Source organism: Candidatus Margulisiibacteriota bacterium (assembly GCA_031268855.1).
In the GTDB taxonomy this organism is placed as follows: Bacteria; Margulisbacteria; Termititenacia; order Termititenacales; family Termititenacaceae; genus Termititenax.
Genome location: JAIRWS010000024.1, coordinates 1 through 16,052, shown reverse-complemented (window position 1 = coordinate 16,052; position 16,052 = coordinate 1). Strand labels below are relative to the sequence as shown.

Annotated in this window: 18 protein-coding genes; 13 read left to right on the top strand and 5 right to left on the bottom strand. The window is 49.6% G+C overall.

All coding sequences use genetic code 11. From position 1 onward, the window contains the following. Positions 1-399 precede the first annotated feature (399 nt). The 3 genes from LBJ25_01610 to LBJ25_01600 all read left to right on the top strand — a co-directional run bounded on the left by LBJ25_01610 (position 400) and on the right by LBJ25_01600 (position 1,739). Complete coding sequence (locus LBJ25_01610) at positions 400-816, top strand: type II toxin-antitoxin system VapC family toxin (protein MDR1452660.1); 417 nt, start codon at positions 400-402, stop codon at positions 814-816. A 247-nt stretch (positions 817-1,063) separates the two neighbouring features. Continuing rightward, positions 1,064-1,342 (top strand): AbrB/MazE/SpoVT family DNA-binding domain-containing protein, encoded by a 279-nt coding sequence (locus LBJ25_01605; GenBank protein MDR1452659.1) that lies wholly within the window; start codon positions 1,064-1,066, stop codon positions 1,340-1,342. Beyond that, positions 1,278-1,739 (top strand): putative toxin-antitoxin system toxin component, PIN family, encoded by a 462-nt coding sequence (locus LBJ25_01600; GenBank protein ID MDR1452658.1) that lies wholly within the window; start codon positions 1,278-1,280, stop codon positions 1,737-1,739. The genes LBJ25_01605 and LBJ25_01600 overlap by 65 nt, the downstream gene beginning before the upstream one ends. Positions 1,740-1,913: 174 nt before the next feature. Here the strand turns inward: LBJ25_01600 and LBJ25_01595 are convergent, their stop codons facing one another. The 3 genes from LBJ25_01595 to LBJ25_01585 form a co-directional block, all read right to left on the bottom strand. Next, positions 1,914-2,543 (bottom strand): hypothetical protein, encoded by a 630-nt coding sequence (locus tag LBJ25_01595; protein ID MDR1452657.1) that lies wholly within the window; start codon positions 2,541-2,543, stop codon positions 1,914-1,916. A 308-nt stretch (positions 2,544-2,851) separates the two neighbouring features. After that, complete coding sequence (locus tag LBJ25_01590) at positions 2,852-3,094, bottom strand: hypothetical protein (GenBank protein MDR1452656.1); 243 nt, start codon at positions 3,092-3,094, stop codon at positions 2,852-2,854. A gap of 149 nt (positions 3,095-3,243) precedes the next feature. Continuing rightward, positions 3,244-3,498, bottom strand: a complete 255-nt coding sequence (locus LBJ25_01585) for a hypothetical protein (protein MDR1452655.1) — start codon at positions 3,496-3,498, stop codon at positions 3,244-3,246. A 381-nt stretch (positions 3,499-3,879) separates the two neighbouring features. Between LBJ25_01585 and LBJ25_01580 the strand changes: the two genes are divergently transcribed. Then, complete coding sequence (locus LBJ25_01580; protein ID MDR1452654.1) at positions 3,880-5,283, top strand: MATE family efflux transporter; 1,404 nt, start codon at positions 3,880-3,882, stop codon at positions 5,281-5,283. A gap of 33 nt (positions 5,284-5,316) precedes the next feature. Here the strand turns inward: LBJ25_01580 and LBJ25_01575 are convergent, their stop codons facing one another. After that, a complete protein-coding gene (locus LBJ25_01575; GenBank protein ID MDR1452653.1) occupies positions 5,317-6,312 on the bottom strand; it encodes an SDR family NAD(P)-dependent oxidoreductase in 996 nt (331 codons plus the stop codon). 270 nt (positions 6,313-6,582) lie between these two features. Between LBJ25_01575 and LBJ25_01570 the strand changes: the two genes are divergently transcribed. From LBJ25_01570 to LBJ25_01530, 9 genes are all read left to right on the top strand, one after another. After that, the gene (locus LBJ25_01570; protein MDR1452652.1) at positions 6,583-6,771 is read left to right on the top strand and encodes a YezD family protein; all 189 of its coding nucleotides are present in this window, start codon (positions 6,583-6,585) and stop codon (positions 6,769-6,771) included. Between the two features lie 142 nt (positions 6,772-6,913). Continuing rightward, positions 6,914-8,266 (top strand): hypothetical protein, encoded by a 1,353-nt coding sequence (locus LBJ25_01565; GenBank protein ID MDR1452651.1) that lies wholly within the window; start codon positions 6,914-6,916, stop codon positions 8,264-8,266. A gap of 48 nt (positions 8,267-8,314) precedes the next feature. Further along, positions 8,315-9,367: an ABC transporter substrate-binding protein gene (locus LBJ25_01560; GenBank protein MDR1452650.1), complete on the top strand. Its 1,053-nt coding sequence runs from the start codon at positions 8,315-8,317 to the stop codon at positions 9,365-9,367. A gap of 75 nt (positions 9,368-9,442) precedes the next feature. Beyond that, positions 9,443-10,270, top strand: coding sequence for an acyl-CoA dehydratase activase (locus LBJ25_01555; protein ID MDR1452649.1), 828 nt, complete (start codon positions 9,443-9,445; stop codon positions 10,268-10,270). Beyond that, entirely contained in the window at positions 10,255-11,463 is a 1,209-nt protein-coding gene (locus LBJ25_01550; GenBank protein ID MDR1452648.1) for a 2-hydroxyacyl-CoA dehydratase family protein, read from the top strand. Before LBJ25_01555 ends, LBJ25_01550 begins: the two co-directional genes overlap by 16 nt. A gap of 1 nt (position 11,464) precedes the next feature. Further along, positions 11,465-12,856 (top strand): 2-hydroxyacyl-CoA dehydratase family protein, encoded by a 1,392-nt coding sequence (locus LBJ25_01545; GenBank protein MDR1452647.1) that lies wholly within the window; start codon positions 11,465-11,467, stop codon positions 12,854-12,856. Between the two features lie 10 nt (positions 12,857-12,866). After that, positions 12,867-13,625, top strand: a complete 759-nt coding sequence (locus LBJ25_01540) for an ABC transporter permease (GenBank protein ID MDR1452646.1) — start codon at positions 12,867-12,869, stop codon at positions 13,623-13,625. Beyond that, positions 13,622-14,443, top strand: a complete 822-nt coding sequence (locus LBJ25_01535; protein ID MDR1452645.1) for an ABC transporter permease — start codon at positions 13,622-13,624, stop codon at positions 14,441-14,443. The genes LBJ25_01540 and LBJ25_01535 overlap by 4 nt, the downstream gene beginning before the upstream one ends. Position 14,444: 1 nt before the next feature. Further along, the gene (locus LBJ25_01530) at positions 14,445-15,218 is read left to right on the top strand and encodes an ABC transporter ATP-binding protein (GenBank protein ID MDR1452644.1); all 774 of its coding nucleotides are present in this window, start codon (positions 14,445-14,447) and stop codon (positions 15,216-15,218) included. 121 nt (positions 15,219-15,339) lie between these two features. Here LBJ25_01530 and LBJ25_01525 read toward each other — a convergent pair. Further along, the coding region (locus LBJ25_01525) for a hypothetical protein (protein MDR1452643.1) at positions 15,340-16,052 on the bottom strand (713 nt) is incomplete at its 5' end.

The following is a 16,052-nucleotide window of genomic DNA, read 5'->3' as shown; positions in this document are numbered from 1 at the left end:
AAAAGCCGTATTCAGGCGCAGGTTTATACTGAGACGCAAAATATGTCCGTCAAAGAATTATTAAATTATTTTAATTGCCCTAAACAGGCCAAATAGCCGTGTCTTTCGGCGGCAGGGGTACGGAACAACAAACGCTGCTCAATGCAGCCAAGCGCAGGTAGAGTTGCCGGTCATCTGGTGGGGTATTAGCGCGGGGCGGCAGTTTTTTTGACAATGTTTTGAACGGATAGTATTATTGTTACTAGGAGTGCTGACCATGTCTATGCATAGAAAAAAACTTGAATATAAAAAGCCGAAAAAAATATCTAAAGCCGGTGAATTTATGAAAAAATACCCCAAAGGTATAGGAACTATTGTTGATATGAGAGCGGTAATGAAATAACTTCTCGAGGCTTGGTTATGCGTTATTTGATAGACACAAATATCTTTCTGTTTTACGCCTTTGACAATTGTTTTCTGAATAACGATACGCGCGATATTTTGACGGATTATGAGAATATAATTTATATCAGTTCTGAAAGCGTCAAAGAAACCATACATCTATTCCAAACCGGCAGGATAAAAACAAAAAAATGGAAAATGGCCGCTGATATTATAGGTTTTATTGAACGAGAGTCGGATTTTCTCATTGATTACGTCAGAAAAGAACACCTACAGACATTTGCCGGACTTGAGATCATCACAAACCACAATGATCCCAGCGACCGCTTGATCATTGCGCAAGCCATAACGGAACGTATGCCGCTGATCAGCAGCGACAGGATTTTTGCCGAATACCGCAGGCAGGGTCTGCAGTTTATTTATAATAAAAAATAACCTATACTTGTTGTTGGCGGCGGCCTAGAGGACGACGCGCGCTGCTCAACGAAGCCAACAGGCGCAGGTAGGGATCGCCGGAGCTGCTGGGCGAGGTATTAAGAGCGAGTGGTGATCAGCCAGAGTTAAAAATTTCTTTTTAAAAAGACAGACCTCACAGTCTGTCTTTTTTTAGACAGGGTTATATTTTTTTGTATATTAATATGAGTGTGGTATAATGGATTAGTTATTTATTCAGGAGAAAAACATGAATGCGGAAATAGTGAGGGTTCATAATGGACAGGTGAATATACCTGCGGATGTTTGCCAGAAACTTGGTCTGCGTGAGGGCGATAAGGCCGTTTTTTTTGAGGAAGATGAAAAGATAATCTTTGCCAATGCGGCAAAAACTGCTTTCGCCGAGATGCAGCTGGCTTTTGCCGGAGAGGCAGAGCGGCTTAATCTAAAGACAGAACAAGATATTGTTGCTTTGGTTGATGAAGTGCGTGAGGAAACATGGAAATCCCGCTATGCGTGTGGCGCTTGATACAAATATCCTGATTTCAGCGTTTGTTTTAACCTCGCCGCACATATTAAAATTATTGAATATTATTACCGAGAAGCATGAAATATTATTAGCCACTTACGTTGTTGACGAGTTAAAAGCTGTAACGCGGCGCAAGTTTCCGGCGCAATATGAAAAGCTGGAAACTTTTTTATATGAGTTGCCGTTTGAATTGATTTACACGCCGGATAAGATTAAAACAGAAGAATATCCCGGAGTTAGAGATAAAAAAGATTTGCCGGTTTTAGTTTCCGCAATACTCGCAGATGCCGATATTTTGTTAACTGGTGACAGCGATTTGACTGCTGTGGATATAGACCGGCCTGAAATTATGACTGTGCGATATTTTATAGAAAGATATGCCAACAGGCGCAGGTAGGGATTGCGGGGCGGGCTATTAGCGCGGGAGCGGAATCAGTCCCGCTTTGTTTTTTATGACGGTACGCGGATGTTTCCTGCCATAGCTTATTGAACTCCGCCTGCTGTTGTTCCGGATATTGCCAATATTGAATATAAATAGCTGTTTACCCCCCCCCCCTCTCTCTCCGACCTGTTATTTGCTCAAATAATCTATCAGCCCTTTTAATTCGCCTAAATATTCGGCGTAAAGCTCGTTGACTTGATAGTAAGTTGTTTTTATATCTTGTTCCTCATTAGCTACTTTTTTACTCATCTCCTTTTCATATAGACCGCCTAATTTTTCCTGCAATTCTGTTTTTATAACAACATATTCAATTTCCGACACTGCTAAAACCTGAATCCCTGCCCAGCGGATTAAAAAATTATTACTAGTTAAAAACGATTCGACTGACGCTACATATTGCGGATTATTAGCTATAATTGCTGCCATAGCGTCCTTGGCATAAAAAGAATCCTCTCCAGCATAATAATATCCACCCATAGGATTACTTTTGACATAGTCAAGTAACAAAGGGAATAATTCCTGTATTTTGTCTTCAGGAATACCCTGAATATTCTCTTTTAGAAAAGAAACTATTTCATAATCGTTAATCTCTGTGTTTTCATTGCCAACCTCGTCTAATGGCTGAAGAATTTCGCTTGGCTGCTTTATCCTGTCAGGTTTCCCTGTCTTATCTTTTAAGTCTATCCACTCATCGCCCGGCTTAAATGTAGGGAAAACCCGAGCAAAAAATGGATTAAGGCTATAATTATTTATTTCCATATTTAGTTATCCTCCTAAAAATAGCTTGTGCTCATTCCAAAATGGGTTATTTGTTTTATTTCTGTAATACCTAATTAACGCATCTTGATTATCTCCACTAGAAACAACCCACACCCGGCCATTCTCATCAAACAACGGAGCAGGTTTAAGCACTACAGATGAAATATCACTCACCTTGTCAAAGCAGATTAGAGGAATATCATTGTTTTCCGAGTTGCCTTTGCTTGGATCATTTGAACGCGGAATAAAAACCTCTCTGGTTTTTTCTCCTATTGTAACCGTATATAGCCACCCTTCCTTATTTTCTTCTATTTTTCTTCACTTACAAAATTATTGCTCGTTAAATAATCAACAATTGTCAGCCCATTAAGATTTTCGGGGGTTTTGTTGTTGTCTATATACAGTCTGGGATTTTCTTCTTCGCCAGCGCTGTTTGCTATATCATAAACTATATTATATGTGACAGTTTTCTTTTTGCCATTGTCGTCAATAGTGTCAACAGTAAAAAATAATTTTAATTTTGTGTTTCCATCCGCAGTAGTAAGATGCATGCCTGTTTTCCGGTCTGGGTTCTTCAACCCACGCTGTTCTTGATATTGTAGCTTCAGTTATTGCTCTGTGTATCTTTGGATCATTCCGGTCAATATCCTGTGTCCTCAATGGCGGGGCTGATGTATCCTTATTAGCGCCAGTATCCTTATTAACTATCATTGCCAAGCCGGATTTGATCGTTCTCGAGCACAGCATCGCCTTTGGCCAATAATTCAGAGATTGCGTTTTGGAGCTGCTGGCGCAATTCTATTTTTTGATTCTGATTAAATTCATTCTTGATTTTATCCGCTGTGACACGGACATCCGCCGCGCTGAAATGCACTACTCCTGCTTCTGGCTGTTCTTGAAAATGGTTAGCAATATTTTTAACATTTGAGCTGTAACCATAACTTACACCAAGCATATCACTCTCCCATAACCCAAGTATTTTAGAGAAAGATTCTATTGCTAATATCGACTCGCTAGAGGCCAAGCTTGCATTGATTTTTTCTGTACTAATTTATCAATAAAAAACCCCGCCAATTCTGAAACTGGCGGGGTATATATATTTATAGCTGTATATTTTTTACTTCACCAGTTCCGATAATATTTTGCAACTAACATTGCTGATTAACCTGCGGCCGTTGTCCTGCGGATACGCTGGCGGACCGCCGAAGCTAACTCGCGTTCACAGCTGCATGCCTGTCCCTTTTGGTGGAGCGAATATGCCGTTGCGTCGGACGCTTTTTCATGTTAGCTTCAGTCCACGTTTTTTTTAATGGGGGAAAGGCACACCATGCTCGATATGACCAAAGGCAGTATTTCCAAACTGCTGTTAATGTTTACGATCCCGATGTTTATCGGCAGCGTGTTTCAGCAGCTCTACAATGTGGTTGACCGCATGATCGTCGGACAATTTATCGGCGAAAAAGCTCTGGCCGCGGTTGGCGCGTCTTTTTCGGTGATTTTCCTGCTTATTGCGCTGGCTATGGGCGCGACGATGGGCGTGTCCGTGCTGGTCTCGCAGTATTACGGCGCGCGCAATTATAAAAAAGTCCGGCTCTGCGTCGAAACCTCCTATCTTTTTATGACAGGTATCTCGCTGGCGCTCATGCTGATCGGCTTTTTGGGCAATGATTTTGTGCTGCGCCTGCTGAATACTCCCACCGAAATTCTCGCCGACGCCAAACTTTATCTCCATACAATTTTCGCGGGAATGTTTTTGTTTTTTGGTTACAATCTGGTCAGCGCGATTTTGCGGGGCCTGGGTGATTCCAATACGCCGCTGTATCTTTTGATCATTTCCACGCTGGTCAATATTGTTTTGGATCTGCTTTTTGTTCTCGTTTTTCACTGGGGCGTGTTCGGCGCGGCTTTCGCCACAATTATTTCGCAGGGCGTGTCTTTTTTCGGCGGCCTGTGGTATCTGCAAAAGATCAACCGCTTGTTTCGCGTCAATTATTGGCGGCTGCGTTTTGACCGTGAGATTTTTACGCGCAGCATGCAGATCGGGCTGCCCAGCGGTGTGCAGCAAATGCTCGTGGCGGCCGGCATGATGGTGCTGCATCGGCTGGTCAACGGTTTTGGCACCAGCGCGCTGGCGGCTTTCACCGCGGCAGGCAGTATTGACGCGTTTGCCATGATGCCGGCGATGAATCTTTCGATGGCGATGTCGACATTTGTCGGGCAGAATATCGGCGCGGGTAAACAGGAGAGGGTGCATGGCGCGGTTAAGACCGGCCTGCTGGTGGCCGCGGCGATCGCGGTCGCGGTGTCTTTATTTGTGGTACTGTTCAGCAAATGGCTGCTGCTGATCTTTACTGCCGAGCCAGAAGTCTTGAGGATCGGGCAGAATTACCTGCGCATCGTGGGCAGCTTTTATTTGCCGTTCATGCTGATGTTTATTTACACCGGCGCCCTGCGCGGGGCGGGTGACACTTTTGTCCCGACCTTGCTGACGGTGCTGTCGCTCTGGATCATCCGTGTGCCGGCGGCGTCTGTTCTGGCCGCGCGTCTGGGTGTCGACGGTGTCTGGTGGTCTATGCCGATCTCCTGGGGACTGGGTTTGGTTTTTTCCGCGGCCTATTTTTACAGCGGCGCCTGGCGCCAGAGTGTCGTTACGAAACATTCGCGCCGGCAGCTTGAGGCCAATGAGATCATCAGCGAATTAGAAGCGCGCGATCTGGAACGCAAAGAAGTCCGGCCGTAAAAATTAGGGTGTTCTACTCAGCTTTTATTTTTATCACCCGAACACAAGCTGTTCACTCATCTCCCATAAACGGTTAGCTTCAGCCTTATCAACAGCATACGGCATCACGCCTGTCAGGCGAGTAGGGTCAATATCGCTTAACTTCATTCCTTCAGCAGGCTGCGCTAGTGGAGCCACATCGACATCCTGGCAATAAAGTCCGCCCATACCCTCAAGCTGGGGACTTGTCGCGCACCAAACCTGAGTCGCGGCGCCCTGATTTTCGTTTTTGCGATCATTTTCGGGGTCGATAATCGGGTTTCCGTGTTCATCGATCACGCCAAATGTCCGCAGCTGTGCGAGTGTAAAATTGCGCCCCAGATTGGTAGAGACGATGCTGCCGGGATGCAGAGAAAAAGCACGTACCCCGTTGATCTGCTCGCGCGCGTCCAATCCGGTGGCCAATAAAATGTTAGCTGTTTTGGACTGGGCATAACCCAGCATCGGTCGATATTCGCGCCGTGCAAAATTAAGATCGTCAAAAAATACTCTGGATAATTGATGCGCCCGTGCCGCTACCGAGACAACTCGCGCGCCGTTTGCTTTACGTAAAGCCGGCAATAATCGTAGTGTAAGCTGAAAATGCCCAAGATGGTTTGTCGCAAAGTGGTATTCATATCCGCGCTTGTCCAGAGTCAACCGCGGAAGAGCCATAATACCAGCGCTGTTTACCAGAATATTCAGCGGTCGACCAGAGGCCAAAAATTTTTCAGCAAAGGAGTCTATGGAAGCGGGATCAAGCAAGTCCATTCTTTCAATCTCTACTTTAGGTAAACCCTTAACAGCGGCAGCTGCCTTGTTGTAATCGCGGGTTGGTATAATCACAGTAGCTCCAGCGGAACAAAAAGAACGCGCCGTTTCCAGCCCCAATCCGGAGTATCCTCCGGTAACGATAACTGTTTTTCCGCTTAAATTTATTCCGGCAATTACTTCATCTGTAGTCGAAGCGGCCCCAAAACCAGAACCGATGGGCAATTGTTTGGCTAACATAAGGGTTATTCCTTAATTTTTTGATTTAATATTTTTAATAAATACATTTTATTTATTCTTCATTTACCAGATAGTACCATCAAATTAACAAAGAAAGAAATCCGGCCGTGAAAAAAAATAATTCCTATAGATTTTCAAAACTTTTAGATTTTTGGATTAAAAACTCTAATAAGTCTCATTTGTATGTAACTCGTACAACCCCTTGACAAAAATTCCAGAACCCTATATCATACTAATACGATATGAATAGTAAATTAAAGGAATGAAAAAATGACCCCAAGAGAAGCGTCTAAACCTGGCGAAGACAAGGTTTTAAAAAAGATCGCGCAGACCCTGTCCGAACTGCATTACGGCACGATACAGATCACGGTGCACAACTCGCGCGTGACGCAAATAGATAAATTAGAACGTGTCCGTGTGCTGCGCGAGGATTATGTGGACGCCGGCGGCGCGATTTAAAAAAAAGTTTTTAAGAAAAGGAGGCGCGGGCTAAAGCGAAATTGTGCGGCAGGTACAGGCAGGGGAGAGCCCCTTTAAAAAAAATACACGCTGTGAACACTTGACCAGATGTACTGGACGTTTCCTCAAGAAAGGCAAGAAAATGCGGAAAGGAATTTTGAAATTTATACTGCTGGGCGCGCTGCTCGGCCAGACGCTCGCGGCGGCGGACGGCCTGCTCGAGAATAGCGTTTTGCAGACCGATGACGATCCGGCCACGCAGGAAGATGTCGCCGCGCTGCGCAGCGATATTCAGCAGGTGCGGGATGAATTTCAGCGCAAGTACGATCTGAACACGGCGGCCACTGGCCGCGCGCTGCGCATCTCCGGTATCGTGCAGGCCAGGTTGACCGTGCCGTCACAGGCGACACTCAACACTTACAATTCATTTCAAGTGCCGCTGGCCACGCTGACTTTTCGCGGCAGTTTGAAAAAAGATTATGATGACTGGCGCGATCTGGATTATGTGGTGAGCTTAGGCGGAGCCAGTCCTGCCCCGGCTGGTTCTAATTGGCCGCAGTTGCTGGACGCTTATCTGAATTACAATATTTTGCCAGCCAATCAATCTGACTCCGCGCGTCTGGCGGTCGTTTTTGGTCAGCAGACCAAACCTTTTGGTCTGGAGGCCAGCGCGCTGGAAGACAAAAAACCGGTGATCAATCAGGCACAGTTTGTGGCGCCGCTGGGTTTTGTGGCGCGCGATGTGGGAATTATTCTGAAGGGCGATCTTTTTCCGTCCAATGATTTTGGCTACGGCTATCGCGTGCCGCTGCTGGAATACGCTTTCGGCGTGGTCAACGGCAACGGTTTCAATCAGGCCAACGGCAACTCCAGCGCCAGCACCGGCAAGGATCAATTTGACACGCTGGGACGCATCGTGATCAACCCGATCGCCTGGAATATCGGCGACGGACAGATCAATTACAATGACTGGCTGCGCGGTTTTTCGATCGGCGCTTCGGTGTACGAAGGCACGGCCAGGCTCTGGACTACTACCGAGAATACATCCGGCATCGCAACAGGCCTTAAAAATCGAGCCGGATTTGACGTGTCTTATGTCCGCACGCCGTTTGGTTTTACTTATGAGGCCATCACCGGCTTGGATGAAAAAACGCTTACAACAAATCCTGTCACCGCCGAAAGATACAATGTTCGGAGCAAGAGCGAAACGATCACGCTGTTCTGGACTATCGGCGAACAATTTGTGCCGGGCTACCGCAATCAGAGCCGCAACGACGATTGGTGGCCGGTGTCGTGGGAGCCGTTTGCCCGTTTCGACAACTGGAACGCCGATACATCTGACGGCGACAGCAATAAAGAGATCAAAACACTCGGCTTGAATGTGTTTTTCGCGGAGACGACAAAGTTTCAGCTTAATTACAGTGTCGCCAATCAAAAAAGCGCTGAGATTAAAAATGCGGCGGAAACTATCGCGCAGTTTCAATTTGGCTTTTAAATATTAAATAGAAAATATTAAATAAAAAATAGGAGAGGAGAAAAGATCATGTTAAGCAGATTTAAATTATTTAAGTTAGGGGAAGGGCTGTGCTTCGCGGCGCTGTTCGCGCTGTCCATTTTGGTTTTCCTCAATGCCGACGAGGGCCAGCCTAAAGTTATCCGTATCGCCGCCGTGGGCAATCAATACGGCAAGCCTTATGCCAGCGGCGTGCTGGGTGTGGTGCAGACCAAGCAGCTGCTGGAATCGGAATTTGCCAAAGACGGTATCAAAGTCGAATGGAGCGTCTTAAAAGGCACCGGCCCGGCGATCAACGAGGCCTTTGCCAATAGGACGGTGGATTTCACTTATTACGGTGACTTGCCGGCTATCGTCGGTATTGCCGGTGGTTTGCCGCTCAAGATCATAGCCGGCACTGGCGGCGGGCAGAATGTTTACATTATCGCGCCGGCGGATTCGACCATTAAATCTTTAGAGGAGCTTAAAGGCAAGCGAGTCGGCTTTCTGAAAGGCACCTATCTGCAGTTGACTTTTGGCAAGATAATCGCCGCGCGCGGCTGGACGGAAAAAGATTTCAAAGTTTACAATCTCGGCCAGGCGGACGGCGTCGCGGCGGTCGCGGCTAAATCCATCGACGCTTATGTCGCGGCTTCCAATGGTCTGGATCAGGCAACCCTGGGCGTGGCCAAAATTATTTATGACACGCGTCAGGATCCGTACAATTGGCGCGGCTCCGGCGCTTTCGCTGTGACGGAAGAGTTTGCCAAAAAATATCCGGACATTACCAAACGTATTTTAAAGCAGATAGTAATTGCTTCGCATTGGGCTTCCCAGCCGGAGAACCGCAAAGAATATTTGCAGATCAGCGCCAAGTCCGGCTCGTCCATTACCAATCTGACCACCGATCTGGGCGGGGATTCGCTGAAAGACCGCAATAATCCGCTGTTAAATACAGCCTATCGCGGGCTGATACAGGAAGGCATTGATTTCTCCAAAGCCAACAACATTATTCGTAAGGCCGCCAATGTAAACGACTGGATAGACGACAGCTATCTGAACGCCGCTCTGCGAGAGCTGGGATTGGAGGATTACTGGCAGTAAAAAATTGCGCTAAAAAAAGCGAGGATAGAGAAAGCAAAGAATAAACCTTAAAAAAGGAAAAGGAGTTAAACAGAAATGACAAATACGGAAAAGAAAATCGGCGACGTGGTGGCTGGAGTGGACGTCGGCTCGCTGGCCGCCAAATCGGTGATCATTGCGGACGGCGAAATTATTGGACACGGTTTGATACCTTCCGGTTTTAATTCAGAAGAGACCGGCAAAAGCGTATTGCAGCATGCTTTGAACAGCGCGGGTGTGCCGCGAGAAGCCTTGAAATATATTGTGGCCACGGGCTACGGCCGCATCTCGGCGGACTACGCCAACAAAACCGTTACGGAAATTTCCTGCCATGCCCGCGGCGCGAATTTTCTCTATCCTTCAGTGCGCACGATTATCGACATCGGCGGACAGGACTGCAAGGCGATCCGTCTGGACAGCAATGGCAATGTGGTGGATTTTGCCATGAATGACAAATGCGCTGCCGGCACCGGACGTTTTTTGGAAGTGATGTCCAATGTTTTTAAAGTCAAGCTAGAAGACCTCGGCGATCTGGCTTTGAGCGCGGACTCGATCGTGCCGATGAGCAGCACCTGCACGGTTTTCGTCGAGTCCGAAACTATTTCGCTGATCGCGCGCGGTGAGAAACCGGCTAATATCCAGGCCGGTATTCACCACGCTATCGCCAATCGGATTTCCGGTTTGTTTTCGCGCGTGGGCATTGAGAGCGATGTGTTTTTTTCCGGCGGCGTGGCCAAGAACAAAGGCATGCGCCAGGCGATCGCGGAAGTCCTCAAAGTCAATATTGTCGAGCCGACTTTTGATCCGCAGTTGACGGGAGCTTTGGGCGCGGCGGCGATCGCCTGGAAAAACGCTGTCAGGGAGGGCTTATGTCAAGCAGCGTAACGACCGCCGTTAAAGCGGCCACTCTCGATAAGATCCGTCAGGCTCTGCAAGACCGTCCGGCGCAGATTGCCGCCGCTAAACAGCGAGGGCAAAAAGTGATCGGCTGGCTCAATTATTTTGTGCCGGAAGAAATTTTGCTGGCGCTCGACGCTGTCCCGATCCGCGTCGGCACCGGCGGCGATGAGCAGCTCGTCGATATTGGCGCCCGCTATATTTCCACAAAAAATTGTGTTTTTGTCCGCTCCGTAGTCGGACTGCTGGGCGAGAAAAAAGACGCTTACACGCCGCTCCTTGACCTGCTGGCGGTAGACGCGAGCTGTCTGCAGGTTTTCCGTCTGGCCGAAGTGGTCAAATATTATTTTAAATACGAGACGGCTATTCTGGGTGTGCCGCGCAGTTTTGCCGCGCCGGAAGGACGGGAATATTTCCGGCAGGAGCTGCGGTCTTTTACCGCCGAGCTGGAAAAATTCACCGGCCGCCAGCTTACCGAGGCTAAATTAAATTCGGCTATTGAACTGCTGGCTAAAATCCGGGAAGCTCTGCGCTATTTGTATGAATATCAGGCGCAGGATTACGCCAATCTGAGCTGGCGCGAGGTTTTTGAGATCGTGCACGCGGGCTTTTATCTCGACCGCGCGGAGTATTTAAAACTGTTGCAGGAACTACTCGCCGAGCTGAAAACCCTGCCGGTAGACAAAAATAAAATTCCCGGCCTGCAGCCGCGCGTTTTCCTGACCGGCAGCCAGCTGTCGCCCGGCGACGTCAAGCTCATTAATATTATCGAAGACCTTGGCGGCCAGATTATCGGTGACGATCTCTGGACCGGCCTGTCGTCGTATCTGGATATTCAGGTTGCCGCGCCAACGGTGGACGCGCTGGCCGATGGTTATCTGGCGCGCGTGCCGCACGCGGCCTTGCCTTATCTCGACATCAGCACGGACAGCCGGATCAAAAAATTGAAAGAGCTGCTGCAAAAGTTTCGCGCGCAGGCGGTGATCGATCATACGCTGCGTTACTGCGATCCGTACACTTTTAAAGCTGGTGAGACCAAGGATATTTTAAATAACGCCGGTTTTCCTTTTTTGGAAATACACACCGAATACGCTTCGTCCGACATTGAGGCGATCCGCACGCGGGTGGAAGCGTTTTTGGAATTAGTCAGAACACGCAATGACGTGGCAGGAGGTATTTAAAATGGCAGTTAAAGAAAAAGTTTTTCAGTATCCCGAAACGATCAAAGCCGATTTTATACAAACCGGCGGCTTGAGATTCAGCGACGGCTCGGAAGTTTCCGCGGAGGAGATCTGGCAATTCTTGACCGTAGAAGCGCCGCGGCGTTTTCCCCATGCTTTTGACGCCAGCGCCAACAGTATCGGCCGATTGTCCGACGATGTGCATTTTTTTGCCGGCCTTAAGCGTGCCTATCTGACGCTGACGATGAAAGACCGGCTGTTCAAGGCGCATGACAATGGCGTGCCGATCGTGATGATCCAGGGCGGCCAGACGCTTGATCCGTATTACGCGGCCGGCGGCATACCGCTGCGCCCGGGTTATGTGATGCAGTGGGCGCGCGATGTTCAAGAGGGTTTAAATCTGCGCCAGCTGGACGCGGCCGGTTTAGAGATCCTGGAAAAAGGGCGGCGCAAAATCAGCATCGAGGCCTGCAATCAAGTGGCGGCGCACGCGGCGGTCGCCAATAATATTGTGCCGGTGGATTTGATCGCGCCGTATTTGTGCCTGCGCTGTTCGGATATGTCTTTTCTGGTGGAGACGCACCGTTACAAAGAAGACCAGCGGCCAAAATATTTGGTGGATTTTCCGATCAATCAAACCGGCAAACATTACACCAGCGATTATGTGGCGGAGCAGCTGCGCGGGCTGGTCAAGGAGATCGCTAAGCTCTCCAAAAAAGAAGTGACGGACGAGACGCTGCGACGGGAGATCCAGCGCCAGAACAAAGCGCGGCGGCTAGCGCAGGAGATCATCGAGCTGTGGTGGTCAGCCGAACAGCCGCCGCTCAACAGCACGGACTTTTTCAGCATTCCGTTTTTGGCCAATGATTTTGTCGGCGATCCGGAAGCGACTATTCAAGTGCTGACCGAAACCAAAAAAGAAGTGGCTTACCGTGTTGAGCACGGGATCAAAGGCACGGGCGTGGCGGACAAGGCCAAGCGTGTCTTTGTCTGCGGCTCCTGCGTCGGGCCCAATGCCACCAGTGTGGAGCGCGCCGGAGCGGTGCTGGTGGGACGCGATGATAATTTTAGCTGCAACAGCGTACTGGTCAAAGAAGACGGCGATCCTTACCGCAATCTGGCGGAAGCGATCCTGTCTTTTCCTTACGAGTTGCCAACGGAACAGCGCGCGGACTGGACTGCGGAAATGGTCAAAAAATCCCGCGCGGACGGCGTGCTTTTCATGTACAACTGGGGCTGCAATTATCAGACTTCGGTCGGCCGCATGATCTCGGACATTGTTAAAGAAAAGACCGGTAAGCCGTCCACTTTTGTGGAAGTCGGCGAGCTGGGGCGCACCGAGGCGACCGAGCAGTCGGAAAACCGTGTAGAAGCATTTATTGAAATGATTTAGGAGGCTGGCTGTGAGCGCCAGGAACAGCGGCAAATATGACGGATTTATCGTGCCGGCCGTGCTGGCGCTTGTCTGGGAGCTGATTACCCGTCTGGGCTGGGTGCCAGTGTCGCTTTTGGCGCCGCCCAGCCAATTGCTGGCGCTGCTCTGGGAATTATTGCTTTCCGGCGAATTGCTTTTGAATATTCGGGTCAGTCTGGTGCGCGTGGCGGTCGGTTTTTCGCTGGGTTCTCTGCTGGGGCTGTTGACAGGGCTGGCGATGGGGCTTTCCGCCCGGGCCAAACGCATCATCATGCCGACATTCAATGCTTTTCGCCAAATATCTTTGTTTGCCTGGGTGCCTTTGCTTATGCTCTGGTTTGGTATTGGCGAAGGCATGAAATATGTTTTTATCGCTTTGGGCGCGTTCCCCTCGATGGCGCTGAACACCATGAGCGGCATTGCCGCCGTGCCCGGCGCTTTTCTGGAGTTGGCCAGAGTGTACGGATATTCGCGTTTGGACACGATACGCCGCGTGATTATTCCGGCGGCTTTTCCGGCGATATTTACCGGACTGCGTTTGAGTTTGGGTATTGCCTGGATGATGGTCGTCGGCGCGGAACTGCTGGCGTCGGATGTCGGTGTGGGTTTTATGATGACCTGGGGGCGGCAGTTGTTCCAGATGGATGTGGTGATGATCGGCGTTATTGTGATCGGTGTGATCGGCGTCCTGCTGAATGCGGGCGTGTCCAGTTTGGAGAAACGCTTGCTGCGTTATAAAAAAGTATGAGCGCGGGTTTGAAACAAACTAAAAGTTTCTGGCGGGATCCGCACAGCTATCTTTTGCCGGGCGGTATTTTGCTGCTCTGGCTGAGCGTTACGGAATTTAAACTGGTCGAACCGCGTCTGGTGCCGTCTATCGGCAGCGTGCTAGAAGCTTTGTGGGAATTATTCCGCACTGGCAGCAGAGTTGATTTTTCGACAAATTTAGGTCTGGCTATGGCCCTTAGCGTGGCCCGGGTTTTTCGCGGTTTTGCGCTGGGCAATATTTTGGGCTTTCTTTTCGGTCTGGCGCTGGGGCTGTCGCCCAAAGCGGAGCGTTTATTTTTACCTTTGTTTCACGCCTTGCGGCAAGTGCCGTTCGTCGGCTGGATACCGTTGATCATTATCTGGTGCGGCACCGGCGAGGCTGGACGCATTACCTTTATCACGCTGGGCGCTTTTACACCTATGGCGCTGAATACCTACGCTGGAATTGCCGGCGTGCCCAAACAGTATTTGGAATTGGGACAGGTTTATCGGCTCGGACTCTGGCAGTCCTGCTGCAAAATTATTTTACCGGCCGCGCTGCCGTCCATTTTGACCGGCGTGGTTTTGAGTTTCAATATGTCCTGGATACTGCTGGTGGCTGCCGAGATCATGATCAGCACGCCGGTGGGCTTGGGCGCGCTGATCTCCGACGCGCGGGAAATTTTTTATATGGATGTGGTTTTTGCTGGAGTGTTTTTGATCGTGGTCGTTACTTTGAGTTTGAATTATTTAATTGAACTCTTGCAGCAAAAATTATTGCGGCGTTTTAAAAAAGAAGGAACGAGAGGCGGGTGCTAATATGGCTGACCAATTAGAGATCAGCGGGCTGAATAAACAATTTATTATCGAAGAAAAAGTTCTGCCGGTTTTGGAGAACATCGATCTCTCCGTCAAATCTGGTGAATTCGTTTCGATCATCGGTTCCAGCGGCTGCGGCAAGACTACGCTTTTGAGAATAATTCTGGGGCTGGACACGGACTATAGCGGACGGTGCTGTTTGAACGGCGAGCCGATACGCGGCCCCGGGCCGGAGCGCGGCGTGGTTTTTCAAGAGCACCGCCTATTGCCCTGGCTGAGCGTAGAGGACAATGTGGCTTTTGGCCTGCACAAGCTGGCTCCGGCGCAACGCGCGCCGCTGATCCGGCAGCATTTGGCGCTGGTCGGCCTGACCGGTTTTGAAAAGGCTTTTCCCTATCAGCTGTCTGGCGGCATGGCGCAGCGGGTGGCCATAGCGCGCGCCCTGGTCAACCGTCCCGAGCTGCTTTTGCTGGATGAGCCGCTGGGCGCGCTGGACGCGCTGACCCGCATTTACATGCAGGAAGAACTGGAAAAAATCTGGCGCAAAGAAAAAATCTCGATGCTCATGATCACGCACGATGTGGAAGAAGCGGTATATCTGGGCGACCGTGTGGTGATCATGTCCTCGCGGCCGGGGATTATCAAAAAAATTATTCCCGTGGAACTGCCGCGTCCGCGGGACAGAGGCAGCGCGGAGTTTGCGCGGCTCAAAGAAGCTCTGCTGGAAGAATTCCAACTGGGCGCGCAGCGTCCGGCGGTGGAGTATACGATTTGAATAGGGCAGATTTTCCGCTCCCTAGCGGGCTTACAGTCACTGACCGACACACTCCGCTCCCTTCGCCAGCGTATCCGCAGGATACTCCGCTCACCGACCGACATACTCCATGTTTCACATTTTAATTCTCGGATTTTCTGTGTCTGCGTCTGCGGGTGGAAATGCCGGTGTTGGAGCTGGTAATCTCGGTGAAACGTTTTTCAGCGGCCTTGCGAAACCAAGCTGGCAGGATGTCGAGAGATACTAAAGTCAGCAGCTTGTCAGCCGGAAATTTGTCTAGTTCCTTGATTAATCTCCCTGCCGCACATTCCTGCACATCCAGAGGGCACGGGTCTATGCTTGCCGGCAAATATTCCGCCGGACATTTATTTACCCACTCTAGAACTTTGCGCGCTTGCTCCATTACTTTGTCCAGCTCCGCCTCTTTTTGCTCGTCGGGTACTTTGTCCTCGGGGAGAGAGAACCAGCCGTAAGACGGATAAACGAACTGTCCCAGCATGTTCAATAGGCGTTTATCGGATAAAATAATCCTGACCAGCCAGTCTGGCGTGGTTGTGGACAGCAGCAGGACAGTTAATTCTTCTATGGCTAATCCGGCCAAAACTTTAGGCGCGGCCTGTTTAAAAAGTAAAAGCAGGTCTTCCGGTATATCAGTTAATTTCTCCAAAGCGCGTCCGGCGCGTTTCGGGAAAAAAGCCGCCGCGTCTATGTCTTCCAGCGAGGCCGGATTTTTAGCGGCCTTGACCTGCCGGATGATCCGCATAACAAAATCGCTGTCCCGCAGGCTGCGCAGGTGGAAAAACATGCCGGAGATCAGCATCTCCAGCGCGGCGG